Origin of the sequence: Streptomyces sp. ME02-8801-2C, assembly GCF_033793965.1 — a bacterium.
Lineage (GTDB): Bacteria > Actinomycetota > Actinomycetes > Streptomycetales > Streptomycetaceae > Streptomyces.
In genome coordinates this window covers 12,607-35,369 of sequence record NZ_JARAXP010000002.1, presented here as the reverse complement: position 1 = coordinate 35,369, position 22,763 = coordinate 12,607, and the positions used below count along the sequence as shown (strand labels likewise).

General features: G+C 70.1%; 18 protein-coding genes and 1 pseudogene. 11 read left to right on the top strand and 8 right to left on the bottom strand.

Going from position 1 to position 22,763, the window contains the following annotated elements; translation table 11 throughout:
• The first annotated feature begins 99 nt into the window (after nt 1-99).
• The gene (locus tag PV396_RS04835; RefSeq protein WP_319200736.1) at nt 100-408 is read left to right on the top strand and encodes a hypothetical protein; all 309 of its coding nucleotides are present in this window, start codon (nt 100-102) and stop codon (nt 406-408) included.
• A gap of 9 nt (nt 409-417) precedes the next feature.
• Here PV396_RS04835 and PV396_RS04830 read toward each other — a convergent pair whose 3' ends face one another.
• Nucleotides 418-711 carry a CHAT domain-containing protein gene (locus PV396_RS04830; RefSeq protein ID WP_319200734.1) on the bottom strand — a complete coding sequence of 98 codons (294 nt, stop codon included), beginning with the start codon at nt 709-711 and terminating at the stop codon, nt 418-420.
• A gap of 210 nt (nt 712-921) precedes the next feature.
• On the opposite strand from PV396_RS04830, the gene PV396_RS04825 reads away from it, so the two are divergent.
• Nucleotides 922-4,314, top strand: a complete 3,393-nt coding sequence (locus PV396_RS04825) for a hypothetical protein (RefSeq protein ID WP_319200732.1) — start codon at nt 922-924, stop codon at nt 4,312-4,314.
• Nucleotides 4,315-4,574: 260 nt separating this feature from the next.
• Nucleotides 4,575-4,892: pseudogene (locus PV396_RS04820) on the top strand (ABC transporter ATP-binding protein); the annotation flags it as partial.
• 19 nt (nt 4,893-4,911) lie between these two features.
• Here PV396_RS04820 and PV396_RS04815 read toward each other — a convergent pair.
• On the bottom strand, nt 4,912-5,685 hold the full coding sequence (locus PV396_RS04815; RefSeq protein ID WP_319200730.1) for a DUF6193 family natural product biosynthesis protein: 774 nt from the start codon (nt 5,683-5,685) through the stop codon (nt 4,912-4,914).
• Between the two features lie 227 nt (nt 5,686-5,912).
• Nucleotides 5,913-6,143, bottom strand: coding sequence for a hypothetical protein (locus PV396_RS04810; RefSeq protein ID WP_319200728.1), 231 nt, complete (start codon nt 6,141-6,143; stop codon nt 5,913-5,915).
• 391 nt (nt 6,144-6,534) lie between these two features.
• Between PV396_RS04810 and PV396_RS04805 the strand changes: the two genes are divergently transcribed.
• Nucleotides 6,535-7,128: a CGNR zinc finger domain-containing protein gene (locus tag PV396_RS04805; RefSeq protein WP_319200727.1), complete on the top strand. Its 594-nt coding sequence runs from the start codon at nt 6,535-6,537 to the stop codon at nt 7,126-7,128.
• Nucleotides 7,129-7,166: 38 nt separating this feature from the next.
• Here the strand turns inward: PV396_RS04805 and PV396_RS04800 are convergent, their stop codons facing one another.
• On the bottom strand, nt 7,167-8,015 hold the full coding sequence (locus PV396_RS04800) for an MBL fold metallo-hydrolase (RefSeq protein WP_319200725.1): 849 nt from the start codon (nt 8,013-8,015) through the stop codon (nt 7,167-7,169).
• A 221-nt stretch (nt 8,016-8,236) separates the two neighbouring features.
• Here PV396_RS04800 and PV396_RS04795 point away from each other — a divergent pair, with 221 nt between their 5' ends.
• Both PV396_RS04795 and PV396_RS04790 read left to right on the top strand, forming a co-directional pair.
• The gene (locus PV396_RS04795; RefSeq protein WP_319200723.1) at nt 8,237-9,412 is read left to right on the top strand and encodes an alpha/beta hydrolase; all 1,176 of its coding nucleotides are present in this window, start codon (nt 8,237-8,239) and stop codon (nt 9,410-9,412) included.
• Nucleotides 9,413-9,414: 2 nt separating this feature from the next.
• A complete protein-coding gene (locus PV396_RS04790) occupies nt 9,415-10,332 on the top strand; it encodes an alpha/beta hydrolase (protein WP_319200721.1) in 918 nt (305 codons plus the stop codon).
• Between the two features lie 322 nt (nt 10,333-10,654).
• Here PV396_RS04790 and PV396_RS04785 read toward each other — a convergent pair whose 3' ends face one another.
• From PV396_RS04785 to PV396_RS04770, 4 genes are all read right to left on the bottom strand, one after another.
• Complete coding sequence (locus PV396_RS04785) at nt 10,655-12,352, bottom strand: CocE/NonD family hydrolase (protein ID WP_319200719.1); 1,698 nt, start codon at nt 12,350-12,352, stop codon at nt 10,655-10,657.
• A gap of 192 nt (nt 12,353-12,544) precedes the next feature.
• On the bottom strand, nt 12,545-13,699 hold the full coding sequence (locus PV396_RS04780; RefSeq protein WP_319200717.1) for a serine hydrolase domain-containing protein: 1,155 nt from the start codon (nt 13,697-13,699) through the stop codon (nt 12,545-12,547).
• Between the two features lie 75 nt (nt 13,700-13,774).
• On the bottom strand, nt 13,775-14,722 hold the full coding sequence (locus PV396_RS04775) for a glycosyl hydrolase family 32 (RefSeq protein WP_319200715.1): 948 nt from the start codon (nt 14,720-14,722) through the stop codon (nt 13,775-13,777).
• 113 nt (nt 14,723-14,835) lie between these two features.
• Nucleotides 14,836-15,861, bottom strand: coding sequence for a LacI family DNA-binding transcriptional regulator (locus PV396_RS04770; protein ID WP_319200713.1), 1,026 nt, complete (start codon nt 15,859-15,861; stop codon nt 14,836-14,838).
• 296 nt (nt 15,862-16,157) lie between these two features.
• On the opposite strand from PV396_RS04770, the gene PV396_RS04765 reads away from it, so the two are divergent.
• The 5 genes from PV396_RS04765 to PV396_RS04745 are packed head-to-tail and all read left to right on the top strand — an operon-like array spanning nt 16,158 to nt 22,665.
• Nucleotides 16,158-17,747 carry an ABC transporter substrate-binding protein gene (locus PV396_RS04765; protein ID WP_319200711.1) on the top strand — a complete coding sequence of 530 codons (1,590 nt, stop codon included), beginning with the start codon at nt 16,158-16,160 and terminating at the stop codon, nt 17,745-17,747.
• A 42-nt stretch (nt 17,748-17,789) separates the two neighbouring features.
• Nucleotides 17,790-18,728, top strand: coding sequence for an ABC transporter permease (locus tag PV396_RS04760; RefSeq protein WP_319200709.1), 939 nt, complete (start codon nt 17,790-17,792; stop codon nt 18,726-18,728).
• An 11-nt stretch (nt 18,729-18,739) separates the two neighbouring features.
• Complete coding sequence (locus PV396_RS04755) at nt 18,740-20,701, top strand: dipeptide/oligopeptide/nickel ABC transporter permease/ATP-binding protein (protein ID WP_319200707.1); 1,962 nt, start codon at nt 18,740-18,742, stop codon at nt 20,699-20,701.
• Nucleotides 20,698-21,723, top strand: coding sequence for an ABC transporter ATP-binding protein (locus tag PV396_RS04750; RefSeq protein WP_319200705.1), 1,026 nt, complete (start codon nt 20,698-20,700; stop codon nt 21,721-21,723). The genes PV396_RS04755 and PV396_RS04750 overlap by 4 nt, the downstream gene beginning before the upstream one ends.
• A 54-nt stretch (nt 21,724-21,777) precedes the next feature.
• Complete coding sequence (locus PV396_RS04745; protein WP_319202222.1) at nt 21,778-22,665, top strand: SGNH/GDSL hydrolase family protein; 888 nt, start codon at nt 21,778-21,780, stop codon at nt 22,663-22,665.
• The last annotated feature ends 98 nt before the right edge of the window (nt 22,666-22,763 follow it).

The following is a 22,763-nucleotide window of genomic DNA, read 5'->3' as shown; positions in this document are numbered from 1 at the left end:
CGAGGGTGCTGTCGGTGAGTTCGTCTTGGGGCGGCCGTAGAGCTTCACGTAGAGGTCGGTGCCGCTGTCTCCGGGTTTGCGGGAAGCCATGAACGACGTGTGGACAGCGCCGTGGCGGCCGGGGTGTGGGGCCTTCTTCTGCCGCCGGCCGTGCTCCACACGCTCTGGGCGCTGCTCACGCTTCCGTTCGTGTACGTGATGTGGTGGGGCGTACTGCCCGGCGCGTGCCGTGAGTCCGGGGTGCTGATGGGCGCGGCGTTCAACCTCCATCGCGGGGACCTGTACCGGGCCTTGCGGCACCCGCTCCCGCCCGACGCCGCGGCGGAGATCCCCGCAGGAGAGCGTCTGACGGCGGCGGTGCTCAGGGGGTCCGACGACGGGGCATTGCTGTACGTTCCCGATCCCTGACCGGTGTCCTCACGGGCCGTAGTGCATGAACGGGGCCCACGCGTGCGGTTCCGCGTGCGACCGGCGCACCTCCTGTACGGCCTGGTGCAACGCGACCGCAGGTTCGACGCCTCCCACCCGCGCGGCGGCGACACGGTGGTGGAACGCGGTGGCGACCTCGGCCGCCACCCGGTCGCGCACGGTCCACTGTGCGGCGACGACATGGCGAAAGCCTGAACCCAGGAGCATCCCCGCCACATGGACCTGGTCGTCGGCGAGGGTGAGCTGACCGGCGGCGTGCTGCAGGTCGCCCAGAGCGCGCACCTCGTTCCCCACAGTGCGGGTAGAGCTGCCGGAGAGCCTGCAACTCCCTCGTGACTTGCGGGAGTTCGGGTAGCTGGCGGAGTTGCTGACCGAGCCTGCACAGACCGCCGCAGAGCCCGCACAGACAGTCACACAGCCTGCCGCACGACGACCCCCGCCCCCGCCGAAATCCGCAGGCGCCACCCCCGCCCGCCAGGCAGAATCGCCCTCATGTCCCAGCGTGCCGAACACCTGCTCGCAGCCGTCGACCGGCTCTCCTACCCCCACCGCATGCGTGAGCTGGCCTCCGCTGCCCGGCGCGCCGCGGCAATGGGGGCGGTCGACGAGCTTGTGACCGGGCTCGCCGCCCACGGCGTCCACGGACGGCGGCTCGCCGCCACCGTGGCGGACATGGCGCGCCACGACGCGTATCTGGAGGGCTGCCTCGCGGACCCCGACCGCCTCGTCCGCGCCCCCGCGATCAGGGCACTGCTGCAGGGGCGGCTCACGGACCCCACCGTGATCGAGGCCGTCGAGGACGCACCAGCCGCCGTGCGGCAGCAGCTCGTGCACGCCATCGCCGTGGCGGGGCGTACGGGCCTCGCCGAGGCGCTGGTCGAGCCGACGTACCGACGATGGGGCGCCGAGGCCGCCGCGGAACTGCTCGCCGCCTGCACGGCGGAGATCGCCGCCCGGCTGCTGCCCCGCCTGTTCCGCGGACTGAGCTCCTACCGGCTGCTCGCCGCCCGCCATCCCGCCCTGCTGCTCGCCGAGATGGAGCGGCAGCTCGACACCCTCCCCGCCGTCGTACGGGACGGCTGGCTGGCTTCCCGCGCGGACGCGCTCGCGCTCCTCGCCGAACGGCATCCGCTGGGCGTGCTGGCTGTGCTCGAGCGCTACGAGACGCTGCCGATGCCCGTGGACCGCAAGCTGCACCTCCTGGTCGAGGCGGATCCCGGCCGCACGGTGCGGCTGCTGCTACGCCCGAAGCTGAGGTCCCGGCTGAACAGCGGCCACCTCGAACCCGCCGTGCTGCGCCGCCTCGTCCGCCACGCCCCTGCGGAACTCACCGACCTCGCCAGCGCCTGGAACGACAACGCACCCGCTCTCGCCCGGCTCCTGGCCTGCCTGCCGCCCTCCCGCCGCGGCACCCTGTTCGACGCGGCGATGGAGGGCAAAGACCTCGCCCACGCGGACCTCAGCCCCGCCCTGCTCGACGTACTGCCGTACAAGCGGCGCACCGCCGAGGCTCGGCGGATGGCGACGCTGGCCCGCGGAAGGGGCGCGCCCTGGACGCAGATACTGACGGCAGCCGCCTATCTGCCGCCGGACGAGGTCCGTGACGACCTGCTCACCGCCGTCCGCCGCTCCGCCGCGGACGACCGCGCCACGGCGTACCCACTGCTCGTCCGCAACGCAGCACGCTCCCGCGACCCACAGGAAGTGAGCCGGTTGCTGCGTGCGCTGCTGAGGCTGCGCAATGAACAGGACCCGGTCCGCAGCGCAGCCCTCTCCGCACTGGCAGAGGTGCCCCCTTCGCTGTTCGCGGAGGACGCCGCCGAGGACCTCGAACGCATCTCCATCGACGCCGTCGAAGCCCGCGACTCCTCCTGGAGCACCCGTCACGCGCTCAGCACACTCGCCCTGTCCGTGCTGCGCGAGCACGCCGTCACGGGCGGCACTCGGCTCATCGGCTGGGCCCTCGACACCCTCACCCGACTGTCCGGCCACACCGGCGGCGCGAACGTCGGCCGCCTCGACACCGTGCTGCGGCGCGGCCAGGAGCACGAGGTACTGGCGGCGCTACGGCCCTGGCTGGAGGCCGCCACCGACAAGGCCGACTACTCGCTCGTCTTCGCACTCGTACGGGCACTGGGGCGGCGCGCGTGGGGGATGGCCGAACTCCAGGAGTACCTGTGGCAGGCCGTCCAGTTCGGAAACGACGCGTCCGTCCGCACCGCCGTCGACCTCTGGCTGGAGCAGCCGAAGGGGCGCGACGAGCGGGTGGAGCGGATCGTGCGGCAGGAGCCGTCCGCCGCCGTCCTGCCGTCCGTTCTCAGAGTCCTGACGGGGCGGCGTACGGACCTGCTCGACCCTGTGCTGGCCGACACCCCACCGTACGGCCGCTTCCTGACCGCCTGCAGCCACTGGACGCCACCCACCTACCGGGCGCACCGCTGGGTGCCGCGCCAGCAGCGGGCGGCGGCGGAGCTGCTCGCGCGCACAGCGGGCGACGCGGGGCAGCCGGCGCATGTGCGCGTCCAGGCCCTCTCGGCGGCGGCAGTGATCCCGGAGGCGGGCCTGGAAGTCGTCCGCCGCTACACGGGATCGTCGAACGTCCCGTTGGCGGAGGCGGCCCTCGGCGCACTGCCGTGGACCGACCGCCCCGACGAGGTGCTGCCGCTGCTGCTGGAGCACGCGGGCGGCGACCGCGCCCGGGTCGCGGTCTACGCGGCGACGCGGGCCGCGCAGTACGTCGCGCCGGCGCGGCTCGCCACGGAACTCCGCAGGCTGCTCACGCCGAAGGACCCGCGGACGGTGAAGGTCACCAGCCGCAAGGAGGCGGTGCGCCTCGCGGCGACGATGCTGCCCCCGGCGCAGGCGGCGCCGCTGCTGCGGGAAGCGTTCGAGCTGCCCGGGCAGCACCACGACGTCCAGTCGGTGTGCGTCGCGTTTGCCCAGGGCATGCTGGCGGAGCCGGCCAGCTGGCCCATGCTGGAGTCGGCCGCGCGGGGACGCACGGAGCTCCGCCGGGAGCTGGCACGGGCGGCCGTGGCCGAGGTGGACGAGGAGCATCGGGCCAGGTACGCAGGGCTGCTGCAGCACGCCTGCGAGCCGCTCGAACCGGAAGCGGCTGCGGCTCTGTTCCCGGCACTGGCGGAATGGGCACCGTGGCAGCCGGAGATCGCCGAGATACTGGTGGCCGCCACCACGGACCTCGCCGATCGGGCGGTGTGGGCGATGGCCGGGCAGGCGCTGGTGGAGCTCGCGGCGGACGACGACGGCCCGTACCTTCGCGCCCTGCGGGCGATGCTGGAAGCCACAGGAGACCCGGACCAGCCCGACGCCGAGCCCGAACGCGACCAGCCGGCCCGGCAGCGGGCCGCGAGCCTGCTGCACCACCTCCTGCTCCACCATCGCTACCGCGGCGGGGGCCGGCCGACGGCGGACGTGCTGCTGCGCGCCGCCGACACCGCCGCCGGGCACGAGGATTTCGCGCGCCCCGTCGCCGAACTCCGGCTGTACGCCCTCGAACTGAACAAGGACGCCACCACGGTGTCGTCGGGCCTGCGCCGACTGGCTGCCGACTGCGAAGGACGTCCGCTGCTCGCCCGGGACATCGCCGAAGGACTCAGCTCGCGGCTCAGCATGATCAGCGGCCACGTGCCAGACGCGTGGTTGGAGACCGCCCGCACGCTGGGTGCGGAACCGGGCCTGGCCCAGGGCCTGTTCGCCGTCAGGCTCACCGTCTCCGGCGGCAGCCGCTCTCGGTGGACGGAGCCGTGGCGCGGCCAGCTCCGCACCCTGCGCCGGCACGCACACCCCGACGTCCGCGCGTCGGCACGCGAGACGGTCACGGCACGGGAGGCGCCGCCGTCGGTCCCAGGGACGATCCAGTGGTGACCGGGCCCACGCGGTGGCGCCAGGCCGGTGCCGCCAGGCCCTGATCGCCCCTGCTGCAGGCGGTCGAGTCCCGTCAGCTCAGCCCTGCCACACCCATTGACCGACCGCGCGCTGCGCCCGGCATCTGCCGGACTGTCATGTGCCGACTGCCCCGCACGGTCGAGGGCAGCCAGCAGTGGCACCGCACGGATGGATGCCGGGGTCGGCTTCGCGCAGGCCGCCGCCTCCAAGACGACGTACCGGGACTCGACGATCCGCCGTCCGACCCCTGCCTCAGCCTCACCAACCCCATTGCCGAACCCTTGCGAGCAACCGGCCGGCGCGAGGAGATACCCGAACTCGCCACGACCGTCGGCTTGACCATCGACCTGCTGGCCAGACGCCCCCACGAGGTCAGCGACGGCAAGCTCCAACGCGCCTGTCCGGCCTGCGCCCTCGTACTGGGCCCACGCTGGCTGATCTGCGACGAGATGACGGCGAAGCTCGACACCTCCACCACCGCCGCCCTGGTCACGGTCGTCGAGGACTACCGCCGCACCACCGGAGCGGGCCTGTGGGAAGTTGGGGAATCTTCGGTCTGCACAGAGGCCCGTTTTGTTATTCGAGAAGCAGATCCGCAGGGCCTTCCACTGCTGGGCCGCAGCCGTCGGGAAGACCCGCGACTACGAACGCGACGGCTTCCTCGGGGGTTTGAGCGATGTGATCCGGAATATCTCGACCTTTGTGGGCGCGTAGTGCCCTCCAGCCGCCTCCCAGCTGGGGAACGAGGCTGGGGACGTCGTAGGACCACGGGTCGCGAGTGCAGCGGCTGAACTGCAGACTTCCGTGGCTGATCAACGGAAAGAGGCTCCGCAGTAGCGGGTTCGCGTACGCCGCTTCGACGATGTCGTGGTCGATCAGCCGATCCGGAGTGTTTCGTACGATCTGCCATTTGAAGGCAACAGCCTCACCTCGCTCGTGAGCCAAGGTGAGCCCGTGGATCTCTAGGAACGGCCACCTGTCGCCCAGTTCGCGGACTGAGGCCCCTGCCTGCCATGCGTGCGCGACATTGACGACGGTCTGCAACTCGGCGGTTCGGCCGAAGGCCGCTTCTCCGACCCCGGTCCACCATATCCGGATGCCGAAGACTCGCTCCTGCTCGCCGAGTGTCACGACAACCGAGCCGCGGGACGCGTCCACGCTCGCGACGATGAGTCGCCGGCTGTCTGTCGGAGACTCGGGGCCACTGACGGTGCCGAGATCGACATGCATGTCGGCGGCGGCATCGCGAAGGGCTGCCACCCAGTTGCCGTTGGTTGCGGCCACTTCCGGATAGAGCAGTGGATCTGGCTGGATCGCAGGTGGGTAGCCTGCCGGGTGAGGGGCGTCCATACCGGTGATTGTTGCCGGTCGCGCGCAGTGCCACCAGCAGCGTCTGCGGCCTCGCCGGGCGTTCGATCGAGGTGTCGGCATCGTCCGCCCATCCGACGCCCATCCGACGAGGTCGTGGTCGGTGTGCGCCCGCCCACCTTGTTCGCCAATGCCGCCCCCGCACGACCCCTCGAATTCGCCATGGTTTCCGACGGGGCTTCGCCGTTCGCCCGCTCTCACAGACGCCCCTATAACGCGGGGGTGCGGGAAACCGGTCTGACCAGGTTGAAGACCTCTCGGGCGGCATATCGCTTGAGGCGTCGGATGATCTCACGCCGGGTCTTGTCCTCCTGGGTGCGGCGTTCGCAGTACGCCTGGGTGCGCGGGTCGTGGCGCAGGCGGGCGAACACGATGCGGTGCAGGGCGGCGTTGGCCTGCCGGTCGCCGCCGTAGTTGAGCCGTCGCGTGATTCGCCGCACGGAGGAGTACTCGATGGGGCCAACTCCGCAGAGGGTGCAAACGACGCCTCGGTGTTCAGTCACTCGGGGTTGTCTCCCATGGTGATCAGAAGAGTGACGGCGCTGTCCGGGCCGATGCCCACCGGTAGGAGTAGCTGTGGGGCGTGGTTGGGTCGCGCGAACGCATCCACCCAACTCAGGAGCGACTCACCGAAGCGCGCGCGGTCCACCGACCGGCCGCCGGTGTACTCGACGCCGGCGGAAGGGCACCCTCGACGGGCACGTGACGGCCAGCGGCCCCTTGTGCCGCGCACTCGCCGGTGCGTCGAACGCCAGGCGCCGCCGTTAGGGTCTTTTCGGTGGCGATCCCGTTGTTCTCGCCAATGAAGACTGGAGCTAATAAGCTATGCCTATGTCTGAACTCGCGAGCGAACGCTACACCGACCGCATCGCCACCGGGCCGCTCGTCCTCGTCCAGGAGGTCTTGAACACCCGCGCCGCCGGCAAGCCCGCGCTTGAGGACCTGCTCTCGACGCCGGACTTTGCGACGTCGTGGCTCTCCGGCGCGCTGGGCGAGTGGAGTCGGCGTAGTGGGGCGGCGGCGCCGGCGGTCGAGGTCGACGAACCGGGGCTGGTGCGGCTGCAGCAGCTACGCGCGTCACTGCAGATGACGGTGTCGGGTGCGGTGCGTGACGCTCCGGCGCGGTCCGCGCCGAAGGGGGTGAGCGGCGCGCTCGAGGTGCGGATCGACGCCGATGGCGTCTTCTCGCTGGCGCCGCGCGGCAAGGACGTCGCGTGGGTCGTCGCGACCGTGCTCAACGAGATCACGAACGCCCGACTGACGGACACGTGGCGTCGTTTGAAGATGTGCCGCAACCAGATCTGCTCGGTGGCGTTCTACGACGGCACGAACCCCAACAACGGCGCCTGGCACGACGTACGCATTTGCGGTAACGCCGTGAATCTTCGGGCCTCGCGGCAGCGTCGGGCGGCCGCGCGCGCCTAGCGCGCCGCAGGCCGGCCGACCCGCCCCGCGCCGACTCCTCAGCCTTTCGCTGCCCGGCAGGAGCCCCACAGCGCACCGGGATTGATGCGCGACGGGTGACGCTCCAGCATGTACTCGTAGAGCCCGAGGGTGCTGGTGGTGCGCTGCACGCCGGTGTTGAAATCGAGGATGTAGCGGCGGGTCTCCTCGATGTGGCGCGGGTCGTCGTCGGCGGTCGGATCCTTGTGGCCGGCGACGATCGCCGTCGGGGCCAGCGCCTCGACCGTGTCGAGAGCCCTCAGCCACTCCGCTCGCCCGTCCGCGTCCGATGCCGCCAGCATGAGGTGCACGTTGTTGTAGATCACGTCACCCGCGACGACCAGCCCCAGGTCGGGAACATGCAGGCAGGTGGTGTTGTCGCTGTCGGTGTGTCCCAGCCGGACCGGGCGGACCTCCGCCCCGCCCACGGTCAGCGCCTCGCCCTCCAGCGGCTCGGCGAGTACGAGCCGGTCAGGTATCTGCTCGGGGAACCAGGCATGCCAGACCGCCTTGAGGACCTCGGGCGAGGACTGGTACGCCATGTCCTCGACGACCTCGGGCAGCGCGAAGGCGCGCGCGCCGGGGTACTGCCGCAGAACGGCTCCGAGCCCGAACCAGTGGTCCCCGTGGCCGTGCGTGACGTACACGCTCGTCACCGGGGCGTCACGCTCACCGAGCCACAGCAGCAGGCCCTCCGACTGCGCGATCGTGAAGAGCGGATCCACCAGCAGCCCCTCTCCCCCGTTCGAGATGAGGATGCTCGACGTCGGCGACCAGGCACGCTCGCTCTGATCGGGCGGCACGTCGGCGTTGGTGGTCGGCATGCCGTCGGCGATGTGAACGGCGTAGGTCAAGGCGTTCGACGTCATGGGTGGACTCCTCGGATTCTCGGGTGGCGCTTCCGCTCTGGGCCCGGAACGCGGAGTGAGCCGGAAGTCCCGGCCCTCGTTCCGCCCCTCACCGAGCGATAACATTGACGCAAGCATAGACCCTATGCTTACGTCATAGGGCTCGCGTCGGCCGAGAATCTCGAGAGCCGCTGACTTTCGGTTCGTCGCCGCAAGAGAGCGATCGTCAAAGGAGACACGAGATGAACAGCCCAGCGACGCAGGCACCGACCGCGGTGCTCGTCCACGGATACCTGGACGACGGCCCCATCTGGAACAGCGTCCGCACCGTCCTCGACGAGGGGTCGATCCCCTCGATCGCGTTCGAGCTCGCCGGCATGGGTGCGCGCGCCTCGGATCAAGGGCCGTTCACGCTCGCCCGCTGGGCCGACGATCTCGAGAGCGTGGTGCGCGCGACGGAGGGCCCCGTCGTGCTCGTCGGGCACAGCATGGGAAGCCAGATCGCCGAGCTCGTCGCCGCCCGCCTGGCCGATCAGGTGCGTTCGCTCGTCCTGGTCAACCCGATCCCGCTGGCCGGCACCCACCTGCCTCCGGAGCAGCTCGCTCCCTTCCAGGCACCGGATCTCGGACTTGACGCGCAGCGCGCCTTCCGCAGTGCGCTCGCCACCGCGTTCCCGGACGAGGAAAACGACCGGCTCGCCCAAGTCGCCCTGCACGTCGACCCGTCGACGATCTCCGACACGGCGACGGCATGGAACAACGGCCACCCGGACGGGCAGCAGCCCAGCAAGTTCCACGGCAGCGTCACTGTCCTGCGCGGCGAGAACGACCCCTTCGTCACCGCAGAGATCGTCTCCGCGTATGTCGTGCCCCGCTTCTCCGGCGCCGCCACGCAGACGATCGCCGACGCCGGTCACTGGGCGCACGCCGAGAACCCGGCCGCGGTCGCCGCCGTCATCACCACGGTCGCCGAGGACAGCGCGTCGGACGCCGCCGACGACCGCCCGGCCGAGGCCTGGACGAGCGCGTTCGAGCAGCGCACCGAGGATGCCTTCTCGGCGGCGCTCTCGCCGAACGTGCGGATGGAGGCGAGCGCGCTCGCCAAGCCGGTCGAGCGCAAGGAGCACGTCGAGGCCCTCATGGCCGCGGTGAGCTCCGTCTACGAGCGGCTCGAGTTCGTCCGGAAGGCACAGGACGGCCCTCGGACGTATCTGGAGTGGGAGGCCGCCGCGTTCGGCGGCTTCCAGATGAAGGGGATCACGATCCTCACACGTGATGACGAAGGGCTCATCACCGAGATCGCCATCCACCACCGGCCCATCGGCGCCGTGCTGCAGATCAACGCGAAGGTAGGCGGACCTCTCGTCGAGGCCGGCCTCATCCCCGCCGAGTACTTCAACTTCACGGAAGGCGAATGACCATGACAGAACGCATCGACGTGGAGTTCACGGCGGACGGGGGCGTGACGCTGCGCGGCTGGCTCTATCTGCCGGACGCCGAGGGCCCGCGCCCCGCGATCACGATGGCGCACGGATTCGGCGCCAACCGCGAGATGGGCCTCGACCCGTACGCGTGCAAGTTCGCCGACGCCGGATTCGTGGTGCTCATCCACGATCACCGCACGTTCGGCGCCAGCGACGGCGAACCCCGCAACGACGTCGACCCGTGGCGTCAGATCGCGGACTGGCGCCGCGCGATCAGCTTCCTGGAAGCCCGGCCCGAGGTCGACGCGGACCGCATCGGAGTGTGGGGCTCGAGCTTCTCGGGCGGTCACGCGATCGTGCTCGGCGCGACCGACGTGCGGATCAAGTCTGTGGTGTCGCAGGTGCCCACCATCAGCGGATTCGAGCAGTGGCAGCGCAAGGTCCCGCCGGAGCGCATCGCCGCCTTCGAACTCGCCCAGGCCGACGCCGAACGCGCCCTGGCCGCCGGCGGTGAACTGCCGTACCAGACCTCCATCGGCGACGATCCCACCGACCCGGCCCTGTACAACAGCCCGGACGCCGTGCGCTTCTACCACGACCTGGTTCCCCCGGGCCGCGAGAACAACACGGTGACGACGCGCTCCAGCCGGGCCGCCCGGCTCTACGAGCCGGGCGTATGGATCACTCGGGTCTCACCCAAGCCACTCATGATGATCGTCGAGACCGGCGAGACGGTGGTCCCGGCCGACATCCAGCTCGCCGCCTTCGAGCGAGCCCTCGCCCCGAAGGAACTCGTGCTGCTGCCCGGCGGACACTTCGACGCCTACAAGGTGCACTTCGAGGAATCCAGCGGCGCCGCGCTGTCGTGGTTCCGCACTCACCTCGAACCGGCCACGGCCTCGACCGGCTCGTGAAAAGGAGGCGGTTCCGGCTGCTGCCGGCACCGCCTCCCCAGGCAGGTGACCGCGCCCTGTCACGCGGTGCCCGCCGTCGACCTGGTCGCCGGGGAGCACGTGGCCGTCGTACAGGGGCATCGGTATCCGGTCGAGGTGATCTGCCCGCGTAGGGTGTACCACCGCATCCCGCTCAGCTTCCGCTAGGTCGAGGTCACGGCCTGAGCGCAGGCCTGGAGCCGGGCTTCACCGCGATCGCGCGCACGCCAGAGACCCCCACATCCACCCTCGTGTTGGCGAGCACGGCGCGACAGCCTGGCTCCCCGGCTCTCAGTGGACATGACTATGCGTGACACACGGAGAGCGTCGGCAGGATCACGCGGGACACAGAGCCGGCGTCGTGGTGGATGGTGTGCGTGCACGGCCGCAACTCGCTGCCGGTGCCGGGCAGTTCACCGGTGCCCTCGTTGCGTGCGTACCGTGGGTGGGAGCCGCCGGCGATCAGCAGACGGATCCGGTGGCCGGCCTTCACCTGGTGGGCGCACGCGTCCAGCCGCACGCGCACGGTCTGCGCCTGGTCGATGGGCGAGGTGGGGTCCAGCCGGAGGAATCCTTCGGTGAAGTTGCGGGACACGCCCTTGGAGTCGACGTCGCAGAGCCTGACGAAGACGTCGGCGTGCGGGTTGCTCCTGGTGTGGGCGAGGTCGACGACGGGTGTTCCCATGATCTCCAGCGGGGCGGTCAGCGGTTCGGTGGTGAAGGTGAGTACATCGGAGCGGCTCTCCAGCTTCGCGTTGTCCTTGCTTCCGCTGTCGAGGGAGAGAAGGGGGCCGCCGAGGGTCGGGGTGGGGTTCGCCGGGTCGTAGACATACGTGGATGGCGCACCACCGCTGGGCTCGTCGGCCAGAAGTCTTCCGCCCGGCTGCAGGTAGTGCACGGTCTCGCCGGCCGCCGGTGGCCACTCGGCCAGGTGTCGCCAGGCGCCCTGTCCAGCGACGTACACCTCGACCGGGGGTATGGACCGTGGCTGGGCCGGCGCTTCGTCGGCAAGGTGTGTCTCCAGCCATTCCAGACTGCCGCGGAGCAGGTGCCCCATGCCCTTCAGGGCCAGTTCGTTGTGGGTCCAGGGGCCCACGGAGAGCGAGACGTCGACCCCGCGGGCACGCAGCGACTGGTACTGGTGCAGGGTCTGGTCGAGGAAGAGGTCCTGCCAGCCTGCGGTGAGCCGCACCGGAACGTTCGCCCGCTGAAGAGCATCGTCGAGCCTGAGCCGATCCCATACCGGGTCGTTGGAGTCGGGAGTCGTCAGCCATTCCCGAAGCCACGGCGCGCGATGCTCGGTCGCCGTGTCGGCCGCGTCGGCCAACGGGAGGGCGTCGAAGACCGGGGCCAGCCGTCGCTTCATCGTCAGGGCCCGGGCCGCAGCCCGCAGTCCGGTGAATCGCTCCTGGTTGATCAACATCGCCGCCCAGTGCAGGAAGTCGCCCACGTGGAACGCTCCGCCTCCGTAGACCGCCTCGTACATGTTGTGCGGGGCAACGGCGATCAGGCACGTACGCAGTTCAGGGGGCGGATCCATCAGCAGCGCCCACTGGGTCCAGCCCACGTAGGAACCCCCGGAGGTCGCCAGCCGCCCGTCGAACCACGGCTGGGTACGCAGCCAGGCCACCGCGTCCTGGGCGTCGTCGGCCTCGTTCGCCATCGGGTAGAAGTCTCCCGTGGAGCCGAAAGTGCCGCGGCAGCTCTGCAGCACGACGTGATACCCGCGGCCCGCGTAGACCCGCGCCTCCAAGTCGCCGGGAAAGCCGCGCTCGTACGGAGTGCGCACGAGGACCGTGCCCTTCGGCCGGTCGGTGACGGGGGCGTAGTGGTCCGTCACCAGATCGGCGCCGTCGCGTGTGGCCGTCGGGAGGTTCCGCTCGACCCGGTAGCCGTATCGCGGGCCTGGCAACGCCAGCAGGCGAGCCATGACCCGGTCGGTGACGCGAGCGGCCAGGCTCGGCGGTGCTGAAGCGGTGTGCGGCGGAAGCGCGGTGGTCATTGCCTGGTTTCCGGTTCTTTCGGTGGACGGGTCCGGAACGTGATTCGTCGGCGCGCTGTGCTTGACGATCACCGGCGCCGCGAGGGGGTCCGCTTCGAATCGACTGCGCGTCGGTCATCGGCCGTCGGCAGCGGATCCCGGCTTTCCGGTCGCTGCCCGCAGGCCGTCGATCCTCATCGTGGCGACGCCGGCTCAGAGGGCATTGCGGAGCGCGTCGAGTATGTCCAGGGTTCGGGTTTCCGCTGCTCCCTGCACGTCGTTGGTGACGAAGCCGAAACCGACTCCATGGGCCGGGTCGGCGAAGGCGAGCTGGCCACCGGTGCCGTCGTGGCCGAAGGACGACGAGGTCAGGAACGGGCGGTCGGGGCTGTCAATCATGAAGCCCGTTCCCCAGCTGGGCTGGGGAATGCCCTGGAGGCCCAGGATCTGTGGCCCGGAGGACTGGACGCGCACCATGTCCGTCAGCACGTCCTCGGGGAGAGGCTGGGTCGCGCTCGTGGGCAGGATCGTCGAGGACCAGATCTCGGCGAGTGCCCGTGCGGTCGCGACCGCCCCGCCACCGGGGACTTCGGCGGCCTGGATGGCCGGATCGCTCAGGCCCGTGCCATTCCCGGCGACAGTGGCGGGGAAAGCACCACCGAGGGTGAAGGCCCTTCTCACGGGGTCGAACTCCGGTGTGAACGGCAACAAGTCGAGGTTGATCTCGGGGGCCATCGCGAGAACCGCCACCGACGCAAGCTCCTCTTGCGGCACGCCGAACCACGCACGGGCGCCGAGCGGCCCGGTGACCAGTTCTGTGAACGCCTCACCCACGCTCTGGCCGGTGACGCGGCGGACCACTTCGCCGACCAGCCAGCCGTAGGTGAGGGCGTGGTAGCCGTGTCCGGTGCCGGGCTCCCACAGGGGCGCCTGGGCGGCGAGCTTGTCCACGACGGGATGCCAGGCGAGGACGTCGTCCCTCGTAATGTCCTCGGTCGGATAGGACAGGCCGGCCTGGTGCGAGAGCAGCCACCGTACGGGGATGTTCTCCTTGCCCGCCTGGCCGAACTCGGGCCAGTAGGTGCCGGCCGGCAGGTCGAGGCCGATTTTTCCGGCTGCCACGAGCCGGGCGACGAGGAGGGCGAGGAGCCCTTTGCTGCAGGAGAACGTCACGGTGGGGGTGTTCGGGCCCCAGGCGCGGCCGTTGTCGGCGTCAGCCGCTCCGCCCCACAGATCGACCACCTTCTCACCGTCGACCATGACCGTCAGCGCCGCGCCGCCGCGTGAGCTGCGGGTCAACTCCGCTGCGAAGGCGTCGGCGACCTTGCCAAAACCCGGGGCGACGAGACCGTCGCGATGAGCGTGCATGTTGTCCCTCTCAAGGGTTCTCGGTCAGCACCCCGCAGGCAGGATGCACAGGGGTGAATGGATTTAGCAAGAGGCTCAGGACTCGGGACTCACCACTCGTCCGACGACACCGAGGCCGTCCTCGGGTGTGTAGCGGACAGGGATCGGGTCGGACAGCTCACCCGCGAACAGCCCGTCGCGCTCTTCGACGAAGCCCATGAGGTTCCAGCTCCCGGTGGCGTCCTGCACCAGGCGTGGTGCGTAGAGGTTGTCCACCAGAACGGGCCGCGCCTGTGCCATGTCCCATGGACCGGTGAGGGACGGGCCGGGCACCACCCAGATCTGATGGGTCAGGGGCTGTTCGGCGTAGTTGCTGCAGAACAGCAGAAGCGGTTGGCCGTCGACGACAGCCGCCTGCGGGACTTCCAGGTGACCGAATCCGGCCGGTTCGGTCAGCGGGGGCCGTACCTGCCAGGTGAGCAGGTCGGGTGACCAGGCGTGCCCGATCACTCCACCGCCGTGGGCGGGGCGCTGCTTGGCGTAGGCGGTGACGAGCATGTGCCAGCCGTCGCCGGACGGGTCGGGGAAGACGAAGGGATCGCGCCACGCCTCGCCCGCCCATGAGGTGGCGTCGCAGTCCTCGTACCAGGTCGGATCGGGCTCCACGAGCGGTTTGTCGCCGTGTCGTCGCCAGACGCGCAGGTCGTCCGACACGGCCAGGCCTATGCGCTGCACATGACGGTCCGGGGCCTGGGTGAGGCCGGTGTAGAAGAGATACCACCGCCGGTCCGGACCGCGCACCACGCTGCCGGTCCAGGTGGCGAGGTCGTCCCAGGCCGGTGCGTCGGCGGCCACGAGGGCGTCGACGTCGAGTTCCCAGGTGCGCAATTCGGTGGAGACGGCGTGCCCGATCGACGCCCGTCGGTGACGGCGCTCGGGATCCTGCAGGGCGCGGGAGGCGCGGAGGAAGAAGGCGTGGTGGCGGCCTTCGTCGTCCCGCGCGTACCAGCTGTCCCAGACCCAGTGGTCGGTAAGACGCAGCATGCTTCGGTCTCCTTTGCTCGATCGACTTGCTCAATCGATTTAGCATCATGGGCTGCTGTACGGCTCCCGCGCAAGGGTCAGTTCGTCGCACTGTTTCGGACCGGCTATGTCGGTCAGTGCGCGGGGGCGCCGATGGAACCGCGCTCCCGCAGGGGCATCGGCACCCAGCGCACCCCCGGACCGGGATCCTCGTCGAGCAGCAACCGGACGGCCAGTCGCCCCATGTCCTCGTGGGGCAGGGCGGCGGTGGTGAGCCCGGGGCGGAGCCAGGTGGCGATGGGATCGTCGTCGAAGGAGACGACCGACACGTCGCCCGGGATGCTCAACCCCGCCTCGGCCACGGCCTGGTAGGCGCCGAGGGCGAGGCGGTCGTTCATGCAGATGACCCCCGTGGGCGGGTTGGCCCGCCCCAGCAGCGCGGTCATGGCCTCATACCCGTGCGAGGGTTCCCATTCGGCGGTGGACTCGACACCGACGAGCCTGAGGCGACGGTCGGCCAGCGCCCGCCGTATGCCCCGCAGCCGTGGGCCGACGGCGAGGGACTTCCACGGGTCGCGCTCCTTTTCCTCCGTGCGCCCGATCACGGCGACTCTGCGGTGCCCGTGGTCGAGGAGCGCGGTCGCCACGACCTGCCCCGCCTGCTCGTCGGCCGGCAGTACGGAGGGCACCGGATCGTCCGAGGTGGCGTTGAGCAGGACCGTGGGCCGGCCCAGGATCTCCTGCGGGACCGCGAGCCGACGGCTGTACATGGCCGCGTAGACGATGCCGTCGACCTGGCGGTCCAGCATCGCCTCGATCGCCTCACGCTCCAGATCGGCGTTGCCCTGGGTCTCGGCGATGAGCAGCACATGGCCCTGTTCCCGTGCCGCGTCGAGAGCGCCCCGGATCATGTCCCCGGCGAAACGCGTGGTGGCGACCGTGTCCGACACGAAGGCGATCGTGGCGCTCTTGCGGGTACGGAGGCTACGTGCCGCGGCGTTGGGACGGTAGCCCAGTTCCTCGGCGGCGGCGAGGACGCGTTGCTGCGCGTCCTCGGACAGCCGGGTCCCGGGCCGCTTGTTCAACACCAGCGAGGCCGCGGTCGTGGACAGTCCCGCACGCCGGGCCACGTCGGCCAGTGTCACCCGCCGCTGGGGCATGGGCTCCTCCATCTGTGGCTCGCGTCGTCCGGTGCTCGGGCTCGGGGAAGCATAGAACGGGGTCTTGACGAGGCGCCCGGTCGGGCGCATCCTGCTAAAACCTTTGAGCAAGGTACACCGAGATCCCGTCACCGCGGGATACCCGACGTTCGTGGAGCCGCGAACGGGCCTCCCTGCACCATCAGGCGGGCCTTACCGAACCTCTTCACGTCACCAGTCATACGAGCCGGCACACCTCGTCGCCTGGTTCTCACCTGCTAAATCGATAAACTCCCTCAGAGTCGCTGGAGATGAACGTGTCCATTCGCCTGTCCCACCGCAGATTCCAGGCACCCCGACCGCGCAGCGGCGCGGCGATAGCCGTAGTCGCCGCCACCGCCCTGGTCCTCACCGCCTGTTCGGGAGGCGCGGCTTCCAAGGCCGGTGCCGGAAAGGTGGGCGCCGAGCTCACCTTCGGCTCTCCGCTGTCGCCGCCGAGCCTGAACCCGGCGGTCGGTGACCCCGCCTACGGCTCCTTCTACCAGTGGGCGTACGACTCGCTGGTGGTCATGAAGGGCGACGGCACGTTCGGCCCCGGCCTCGCGGTCAAGTGGGGCTACGTGGGGAAGGGCAACCGCGCCTACGAGCTGACCCTGCGCAAGGACGTCAAGTTCAGCGACGGCACGGTGCTGGACGCCCAGGCGGTGAAGACGTACCTGGACTACGAGAGAGCCCAGAAGACCGGCAGTGTGGCAGGCATGCTGGGCAACGTGGAGTCCATCGAGGCCACCGGGCCCCTGACCGTGCGGCTGACACTGCGCGCGTCCGACCCCAACCTGACGTTCGCCTTCGCCCAGGCGTTCGGCGCGGGGAACATCGTCAGCCCGAAGGCGGTGGGCAAGCCCGCGTCGCTGGACAACGGCACGGCCGGAGCGGGTCCGTACATGCTGGACGCGACCCGGACGGTCGCCTCCGACCACTACACCTTCGTCCCCAATCCGAACTACTGGAACAAGGGCCGCCAGCACTTCAAGCAGGTGACGATCCGCGTCATCCCCAACTCGTCGTCGATGATCCAGGCGATGCGGGCCGGTCAGGTCCAGGCCGCGATGGGCGACGCCACCACGCTCCAGGCGGCATCGGGCGCCGGACTCACCGTGCTGGCCCCGCCGCAGGCGATGACCGGGCTCAACCTCGCGGACCGGCAGGGCAAGGTCAGCAAGCCGCTGGGCGACGTACGGGTGCGGCAGGCCCTGAACTACGCCGTCGACCGCAAGGCCATCGCCAAGGCGCTGTACGGCGACGAGAAGCTGGCACTCAGCCAGTACGCCCTCCCAGGACAGGCCGGGTACGAGGCCTCTCTCGACGCCACCTACCCCTACGACCCGGCGCGGGCCAAGAGCCTCCTCGCCGCGGCCGGATACCCGGATGGGTTCACGCTCCCCGTGCTCGACACCACTCTCGTCGGGCTCGACAAGATGACGCAGGCCGTGTCCGGCCAGCTCTCGAAGGTCGGCGTCAAGCTCCAGATCACCACGAAGCCGAGCGTGGGCGACTACTTCGTCGCGATGACCTCCGGTAAGTATCCAGCCCCCGTGATCGGGTACGGCCTGGCCAACATGGCCACGCTGCACGTCGGCTTCGTCAATCCGAAGGGGCCGTTCAACCCCTTCCACGTGTCCGACCCGCACCTCGACGCGCTGTACAAGCAGTACTTCGCGGCGGACGAGAAGGACAGCGCCGCGCTGCAGAAGCAGATCAACGCCTACCTCACGAAGCAGGCATGGGCGCTTCCCGTCGTCGGCTCACCGCTGAGCTACTACCTCGCCAAGGGTCTCACCGGTCTGGATGCCACGACGGCCAACGCCGGGGTTCCCACGTTCGCCGATCTGCGCCGGGAGAGCTGAGCCGATGAGCACGCCCGTGAGCAACGGGAAGAGAGGTGACCGATGCTGAGGCTCGTCCTGCGCCGGCTGGCCTGGGCCGTCCCGCTCGCACTCGTGGCCTCGGCGGTCTCCTTCGTCCTCGTGGCGCTCCTTCCGGGCGATGCCGCCCGCTCCCTGCTGGGGCAGAACGCCACCGAGGCCCAACTCGACACCGCACGCCATGAACTGGGCCTGGACCAGCCCCTGTGGGTCCAGTACTGGCGGTGGCTGTCCAAGGCGCTACACGGTGACTTCGGCACCTCGCTGATCAACCGGCAGCCGGTTGCCGCCCAACTCGACGACCGGCTGGGGCCGTCGCTGTCGCTGATCATCGGCGCCACCCTCCTCGCCGCCGCCGTCGGGATCCTGCTCGGAGTCCGCGGCGCCCAGCGAGGCGTACTGGGCCAGGCGGTCAAGTCGGGATCGATCATCGGCCTGGCCATTCCCGACTTCTGGCTGGGGCTCGTGCTGGTCGTCCTCCTCGCGGTGAAGCTGCCCTTCTTCCCGCCCACGGGCTATGTGGCACTGCCAGAGGACCCGGCGGCGTGGTTCGACTCCCTGGTCCTGCCGGTCGTCACCCTGGCGGTCCCGGCCACCGCCGTGATCGCCAAGCAGAGCCGCGACGCCGTGGCGACCGCGCTCGACCAGCCCTTCGTCCGCACTCTGCGGGCGGCCGGGGTGCCGGAACGGTCCGTGGTCTACCGGCACGCACTGAAGAACGCCGCCGTCCCGGTGCTCACCGTGATCGGCACGGTGTTCGTCGGCGCACTCGGCGGGGCCGTCGCCGTGGAGTTCATCTTCGCCATCCCCGGGCTGGGAAGCACCGCCGTCCAGGCGACCGCCTCCCATGACCTGCCACTGATCGAAGGAGTCGTCGTGTACTTCACGATGATCGTCATCGCGGTGAACCTCCTGGTCGATGTGGCCTACCACGTCGTCAACCCGAGGGTGCGCATGTCATGACGCTGAATGCCATGAACAGAGAGGTCTCCCAGGCCTCCTCGCAGCCGGTGAAGTCGGCTCCCGAACCCCATCGGCTGCGCCGCCTCCTCGGTCGGCACCCACTGGGCGCTGTGGCTACGGCCTACCTGGCTCTGCTGGTACTGGCCGGACTGTTCGCCCCCGCCATCGCGCCCTACTCACCCGATGAGCAGGACCTGAGCACCGTACTCAGCGGCCCGTCGGGTGCGCACTGGCTGGGCGCGGACACGGTGGGCCGCGACGTGCTCAGTCGCCTTCTGTACGGAATCAACCCGGCGCTCGTGAACACGCTCACCGCGCTGGCGGTGTTCCTGCTGCTGGGGGTGCCGCTGGGCATTCTCGCCGGCTACCGGGGCGGATGGCTCGACACCGTGATCAGCCGGACGGCCGAACTGGTCCTGGGCGTTCCCGCGATCATCATCGTCCTGGTGGTGCTCGGTGTCTTCTCCTCCAGCCCCACGGCGGCCATGATCACCCTGGGCGTCCTCGGCTCACCGGGCCTGGTCCGGCTGGTGCGGGGCGCCACGCTCGTGGTCCGCGAGGAACTGTTCGTCACCGCGGCCCGGGTCGCCGGTGTACACCCCCTGCGGATCATGAGCGGCCATGTGCTGCGCCGGGTGCTCGGCCCGGTGCTGGCCCAGGCGTCGGTGTTCGCGGGCGTCGGCCTCGGTTTCCAGGCCGCGCTCGCCTTCCTCGGCGTCATGTCCGCGGGCGACCGGCCGAGCTGGGGGGAAATGATCAGCCAGGCCTCCACCGTCGTCACCTCCGACGGGTGGCTGCTTGTTCCCCCCGGAGTGACGATCGCCCTCACCGTGCTGGCGTTCGGTGTGCTCGGCGACGCCATCAGCGAACAGACCGCGTTCGAACGCAGGACCGCCGCACCGCGCGGACGTCGGGCGGGACACGGCCGCAGGACGAACGCGGCACAGCGGGCGGTGGTGGCGACACCGCCGGCCAATCCGGATGACGGCCTGCTGCACGTGCGGGGACTCACCGTGACGGCGAGCACCTCCGGCCCGGACACCACCCTGGTCAGCGACGTGACGTTCAGCATCGGCACCGGAGAGACGGTCGCCGTCGTCGGCGAATCCGGCTGCGGCAAGAGCATCACCGCCCTCGCGCTGCTGGGGCTGCTGCCGGACGGCGTGGACGTCACCGGCGGCGAGGTCGTCCATCGCGGTACGGACCTCGTGGCCGGCGGACCCAAGGCCTACCGTGCCGTCCGCGGCTCCGGCATCGCGTACATCGCCCAGGACGCCCTCGGCAGCCTCGACCCCACCCACACGATCGGCAGCCACCTCAAGGAGGTCGTCCGCCGCCACGAACGCCTCTCCGGAGCCGCGACGCGCGCACGAGCCGCCGAACTGCTCCACCAGGTCAAACTGCACAACGTCGACCGGGTGCTCGCCTCCTACCCGCACGAGATCTCCGGCGGAATGGCGCAGCGCGTCAACATCGCCCTCGCGCTCGCCGGCCGCCCGAAACTCGTGATCGCCGACGAACCCACGACCGCGCTGGACGTCACCGTGCAGGCGGAGATCCTCGCTCTGCTGCGCGAGCTGCAGCAGAGCACCGGCATGGCGATCCTGCTGATCACCCATGACTGGGGCGTCGTCGCGGACATCGCCGACCGGGCCGTCGTCATGTACGCCGGGGAGGTCGTCGAACAGGCCCCTGCGCAGCGTCTGTTCCACGCGCCGCGCTTCCCCTACACCGCGGCGCTGCTGGCCGCCGACCCGAGCACCGCGCGGGAAGGGGCACGACTGCCCACGCTGCCCGGCCGGGTGCCACCCCCCGGGGCCTGGCCCACCGGATGCCGCTTCGCCGGCCGGTGCGTCCACGCGCGCGAGGAGTGCACCGACGGGCCCGTCCCCCTCCTGCCGGCCGGCCCGGACGCGGCCGCCCGCTGTATCCGCACCGAGGACCTCGTCCGTGAAGGAGCACTACCGCTATGACCGAGGAGACCGCTATGACCGAGGAGCAGTCTCCCGTTCTGGATGTCCGCAACGTCAGTGTGGGATTCAGACGCCGACGCCGTGAACCGCTGTTCCAGGCACTCGACGACGTGAGCCTGACCGTCCCGCGCGGTACGACCATGGGGCTCGTCGGAGAGTCCGGATCGGGCAAGTCCACGCTCGCCAAGGCGGTACTGGGCCTCGTGCCCACCCAGTCCGGCAGTGTGCGTCTGCTCGGCCAGGACACGACTCACCTCGGCCCCGCGGCGAGAAGGAAACTCGGCAGCTCCCTGCAAGCCGTCTTCCAGGACCCGAACAGCTCCCTCAACCCCTCCTACAGCGTGGGCCGCAGCCTGGCGGAACCGATGCTGGCCCAGGGCATCCGCTCCCGGGAGATCATCGCGCGCCGCACGGAGAGGATGCTGGAGGACGTGGGACTGGACCCGGCCGCCGCCGCCAAGTACCCGCGCGACTTCTCCGGAGGACAACGCCAGCGCATCTCCATCGCCCGAGCCCTGATGACCGACCCCCAACTCGTCATCTGCGACGAGTCGGTCAGCGCGCTCGACCTGTCGGTCAAGGCCCAGATCCTCAACCTATTGGCCGACCTCCAGGACGGCCACGGGGTCGGCTACCTGTTCATCTCGCACGACATGTCCGTCGTACGGCACATCTGCCACGACGTCACCGTCCTGTACCGAGGGCAGGTGATGGAGGCCGGACCGACCCGGCTGGTCACGCAGGAACCCGCACACCCGTACACCCGCGCACTCCTGCTGGCCGCCCCGGTCGCCGACCCCGCCGTCCAACGCAAGCGCCGGGCGATCGCCACGGCCGGTGAACTCGCGAACGGCGCCCCGCAGCCGGGGAGCGGCTGTCCGTTCGCCGCCCGATGCCCGGTCGCTCAGGAACGCTGCCGGCAGACCCGACCGGAGGCCCGGACGACGGCCGACGGCCGGACGGTCGCCTGCCATCGCTACCCCGAGTGGCAGAGCGAGATCACCACCGACATCGCACGGTGACCCCCTGCCGGGAGTCTTCGTGTTTTGCGCTGATCGTTCATTGGAGTGTCGAGGATGACGAGAACCTTTTCGAATGCACCGACCGTCAGTCGTGGTGTAGCCGCCCTGGCTGCGGTCACCGGCCTCATCGCGGTCGCCGGTGTCGCCGTTCCTGCCCGTGCGGACACTGCTCCACTGGCGTACGTCGCGATGGGCGATTCGTACAGTTCCGGAGCAGGAAATCTGCCGCTGGATCCGACCGCGCCGCCGACGTGCGTCCGCTCCACCGCCAACTACGCCAACGACATCACGCGTGCGACCGGCGCCAGCCTGACCGATGTCACCTGCAGTGGTGCGACCACCGCGAACTTCACGGCTTCGCAAGGTATCGGGATCGCGCCCCAGCTCGACGCCGTGACCTCGGCAACACAGCTGGTGACGATGACGATCGGCGGCAACGACAGCAACGTCTTCGCGAACGTGATCAACGACTGCGCCGTCGCTTCAGCCACCACCCTCGGACAGGGCAACCCCTGCGAGCAGCAGTACGGTTCCAGCTTCGCCGACACGATCAACAGCACCACCTACCCGGCGATCGTCCAGGCGCTCAAGGCCGTGAAGGCCAAAGCACCGCACGCCCGCGTCGCCATCCTCGGCTACCCCTGGATCGCCCCTGCGGCCGGCGGTTGCTACCCCACGCTTCCGGTCGCCGTCGGCGACATCCCCTACGTCCGCGGGATCCAGGCCACCCTGAACGACGCCGTCCGTCGGGCGGCTGGTGCCGCAGGAGCCATCTACGTGGACATGAGCGGCCCATCCAACGGACACGACGCCTGCGAAGCGCCCGGCGTCCGCTGGGTCGAACCCGTCGTGACGATCAATTCCCTCTCCGTCGGACATCCGAACGTACTCGGAGAATCCGAGATGGCCACCCAAGCCCGCAGCGTCCTGCACCTGCCATGAGCCGGTGGTTCGGGCGAGCTGTCAAGGGCGCTCGCCTGCACTGCCTTCCAAACCGCCCAAGCCGGTGACGGCGACACACGCGGATCCTCTCGGCTGCT

What these genes read in the sequence shown, in the direction of transcription:
- PV396_RS04825 (WP_319200732.1), top strand. Translation starts at nt 922, where the DNA reads ATGTCCCAGCGTGCCGAACACCTGCTCGCAGCCGTCGACCGGCTCTCC.
- PV396_RS04815 (WP_319200730.1), bottom strand. Translation starts at nt 5,685, where the DNA reads ATGGACGCCCCTCACCCGGCAGGCTACCCACCTGCGATCCAGCCAGAT.
- PV396_RS04805 (WP_319200727.1), top strand. Translation starts at nt 6,535, where the DNA reads ATGTCTGAACTCGCGAGCGAACGCTACACCGACCGCATCGCCACCGGG.
- PV396_RS04800 (WP_319200725.1), bottom strand. Translation starts at nt 8,015, where the DNA reads ATGACGTCGAACGCCTTGACCTACGCCGTTCACATCGCCGACGGCATG.
- PV396_RS04795 (WP_319200723.1), top strand. Translation starts at nt 8,237, where the DNA reads ATGAACAGCCCAGCGACGCAGGCACCGACCGCGGTGCTCGTCCACGGA.
- PV396_RS04790 (WP_319200721.1), top strand. Translation starts at nt 9,415, where the DNA reads ATGACAGAACGCATCGACGTGGAGTTCACGGCGGACGGGGGCGTGACG.
- PV396_RS04785 (WP_319200719.1), bottom strand. Translation starts at nt 12,352, where the DNA reads ATGACCACCGCGCTTCCGCCGCACACCGCTTCAGCACCGCCGAGCCTG.
- PV396_RS04780 (WP_319200717.1), bottom strand. Translation starts at nt 13,699, where the DNA reads ATGCACGCTCATCGCGACGGTCTCGTCGCCCCGGGTTTTGGCAAGGTC.
- PV396_RS04775 (WP_319200715.1), bottom strand. Translation starts at nt 14,722, where the DNA reads ATGCTGCGTCTTACCGACCACTGGGTCTGGGACAGCTGGTACGCGCGG.
- PV396_RS04770 (WP_319200713.1), bottom strand. Translation starts at nt 15,861, where the DNA reads ATGCCCCAGCGGCGGGTGACACTGGCCGACGTGGCCCGGCGTGCGGGA.
- PV396_RS04760 (WP_319200709.1), top strand. Translation starts at nt 17,790, where the DNA reads ATGCTGAGGCTCGTCCTGCGCCGGCTGGCCTGGGCCGTCCCGCTCGCA.
- PV396_RS04755 (WP_319200707.1), top strand. Translation starts at nt 18,740, where the DNA reads ATGAACAGAGAGGTCTCCCAGGCCTCCTCGCAGCCGGTGAAGTCGGCT.
- PV396_RS04750 (WP_319200705.1), top strand. Translation starts at nt 20,698, where the DNA reads ATGACCGAGGAGACCGCTATGACCGAGGAGCAGTCTCCCGTTCTGGAT.
- PV396_RS04745 (WP_319202222.1), top strand. Translation starts at nt 21,778, where the DNA reads ATGACGAGAACCTTTTCGAATGCACCGACCGTCAGTCGTGGTGTAGCC.